Source organism: Wolbachia endosymbiont of Tuta absoluta (genome assembly GCF_059414725.1).
On record NZ_JBNRJY010000712.1, the window covers coordinates 1 to 2,883 of the forward strand.

Sequence of the window (2,883 nt, forward strand, 5' to 3'; positions counted from 1 at the left end):
AATTGTACATAGGCCAAGTTGGCTTATGTGTTCTTATTCTCACTTTGTAAACATGCCAATAATTTTATCCACTATTCCACCCATATTTGCTTCAGCTTGAGTATGCGCTATTTTACCACCGTGTGAAATTAATTTAGGATCTGCACCAGGTAATATATTAACAAATTTACTACCAACAACTCCACTACTAGCGATTAGAGCTGAGCTATCAATTGGCAACTTTATGTCTCTGCTTATGCACATATCGATTCGTGCTATGTAGGTAGCTTTGTCAAGTGATACACCAGTTATGCTTCCGATTTCTACACCAGAGATCTTGACACTATCACCAACCCCTACACCGTTAGCATCAGTAAAAAGGCCATGTATTTTATAGCAATCCTTATAATTTCTCTTTATGTAAGATAGCTTATTAATAGCGAAGAAGACAAGAAAAATAGTGAAAATTAATACAAATGATCCAGCAATTATTTCAAGTATATTTGACCTTCGCATCTTTAATTATTAGGATTCCAGCTTTCATAGTAGTTTTTCACCTTTTGATTTGGGTAGTATGCACCTTTCGTACCTGTTAAATTAGGAGTTTTTCTTTTGTTATTATTAACTGGTACTTCATTATTAGTATAATGCAGCCATATATGCCATTCTGGAGGAATTGTTGTGGGCTCAGAAACATTACCATATATTACCCATCTTTTCCCTTTACTTGACTCATAGTAAGAATTTACGTTTTCATCCCTACCTATAAGTTTACCTTTTCTCCTTAATAAGTTTGTTACTGCATTATAAATTTTAGATAACATAAAGGTATTAAAACAAAAAGTATTATATATACTAATACTTTAACGATGTATTAACAACAGTTTAATGCAATTACCAATTCTACAAGTTATTATACCAATAATTGCATCGATGTTCTGCTTTCTTACCAGGAAACATAAGGTGTCCTGGTTTATCTCTTTTTTTACAACGGCAGCTACTTTCTTTATTTCATTAATGTTGCTAGTGAAAACATACAATGGTGAAATTATAACTTATTATCTTGGAGATTGGGCTCCTCCATACGGAATAGAGTTGAGAATCGACATATTGAACTCCTTGATTCTAACTTTGGTGAATTTTATAGCGCTGATTAGTGTGCTTTATAGCTTTCATATTAATGAAAAAGAGATTAGCAAAAACAAAATCATTGGTTTTTATTCTCTATTTTTACTGTGCTTGAGTGGATTACTTGGAATTTTAGTAACAAACGATATATTCAACCTTTATGTCTTTTTAGAAATTTCATCTCTTTCTTCTTATGTTTTAGTTTCAATGGGAAGGGATAAGAAAGCTTTAGTTGCAGCATTTGAATACCTCATTAGTGGTACTGTAGGAGCAACATTTTACTTGTTTGGCATCGGCCTTTTATACTCTATGACCGGAACGCTCAACATGTCTGACATGGCTGAAAGAATAGTACCATTATACGATAATAACATCATAAGACTTGGTACATTATTCATTTTTGTTGGTCTCTCAATCAAAATGGCACTGTTTCCACTCAGCAGATGGCTGGTTAACGCATATAGTGAAGCACCTAGCTTCATTAGCATATTTTTTTCAGGTACAGTAACCAAAGTGATGATATATGTTTTTATTAGAATCTTTTACACTGTTTTTCAGCAAAATTTTTTCTTACCACTAAGCAACGTGATGATCATCCTTGCGCTTTGTGCTGTTGTATTTGGATCAATATCTGCAATGATCGAAAAAGATATAAAAAGACTGTTTGCTCACTCCAGTATCAGTCAGATTGGCTATATAATTTTAATGCTGGGTTTAAATTCAAAAGCAGGTTTGTTTTCAGCAGTTCTTCACATAGTAAATCATAGCATGATAAAAACGTCTTTATTCATGACTGCAGGGTGTATTTCTTATAAGTTTGGTATGACAAAAATAGAAAATTTATCAGGACTAAAAAAGTCAATGCCCTATACAACACTTGCATTTACTCTACTTAGTTTCGCATTAATCGGTGTACCTTTGACAAATGGCTTTGTAAGTAAGTGGTATATGATGAAAGCAATTATCGAATCTCATGCATGGATTTCCCTTGCAGTTTTTGCTGCTGGCTCTTTTCTTGCACTAATATATATGTGGAGAATGGTTGAGAAAATATATTTTGAAAACAGTACAGCATCAAACGCTGGAATGACACTTAATGAGGTACCATTGCTTATGCTCTTTTGTCTATTATTTATGGCAATTTTAACGGTAATAACTGGGATATATAGTAGTCCAATTCGGTTGGTAATTAATAAATTTGCTTTTTGATTTTCTTATGTTTTATTGTATCTCAAAGTCTGTAAAGTTTTTGCTGTGGATAAGCTGAAGAAGATTCACTTATTATTAGTCATTAACGTAATAGCTCTGTTTTGCGTTGGCATTGTTGTGCAATATTCTTCTGCTGGAGGAAAGTGGGCTCCATTTGCAATTCACCAATTGGTCATATTCTCTTTCTTCTTTTTGCTTGCTATAGCTATGTCATTTATAGAACTAGATTTTTATTTGAAGTACGCTTATTTTTTTTATATAGCAGCAGTAATTGCGCTGTTAGCAGTAAATTTTTTTGGCTCGCACATAATGGGTGCGACGAGGTGGATAAGAATTGGTTCAATTAGCTTGCAACCATCAGAATTTGCAAAAGTAGGCTTAATACTTGCACTTGCTTGTTATTTTAATAAACAAAGTGTGTATAAAATGATGAAATTTCAAAGTTTATTTAAGCCACTTATAATTATTTTCTTACCTGTATTTCTGGTATTGAAGCAACCTAATTTAGGCACAGCTGTGATAATGTTTTTTATAGGAGCATCAATTATATTTACAGCAATAATGGAA

The 2,883-nt window shown here is 32.8% G+C and carries 4 protein-coding genes; 2 read left to right on the plus strand and 2 right to left on the minus strand.

Translation table 11 applies throughout. From position 1 onward, the window contains the following. Positions 1-39: 39 nt before the first annotated feature. Positions 40-495, minus strand: a complete 456-nt coding sequence (mlaD, locus tag ACJ5GX_RS07555; RefSeq protein WP_007302404.1) for an outer membrane lipid asymmetry maintenance protein MlaD — start codon at positions 493-495, stop codon at positions 40-42. A 2-nt stretch (positions 496-497) separates the two neighbouring features. Next, positions 498-803, minus strand: coding sequence for an NADH-ubiquinone oxidoreductase subunit NDUFA12 family protein (locus ACJ5GX_RS07560; RefSeq protein WP_007302403.1), 306 nt, complete (start codon positions 801-803; stop codon positions 498-500). Positions 804-867: 64 nt separating this feature from the next. Between ACJ5GX_RS07560 and ACJ5GX_RS07565 the strand changes: the two genes are divergently transcribed. Both ACJ5GX_RS07565 and ACJ5GX_RS07570 read left to right on the plus strand, forming a co-directional pair. Next, positions 868-2,316, plus strand: coding sequence for a proton-conducting transporter transmembrane domain-containing protein (locus ACJ5GX_RS07565; protein ID WP_026097249.1), 1,449 nt, complete (start codon positions 868-870; stop codon positions 2,314-2,316). Between the two features lie 45 nt (positions 2,317-2,361). After that, on the plus strand, positions 2,362-2,883 hold a 522-nt coding region (locus ACJ5GX_RS07570; RefSeq protein ID WP_495292870.1), incomplete at its 3' end, for an FtsW/RodA/SpoVE family cell cycle protein.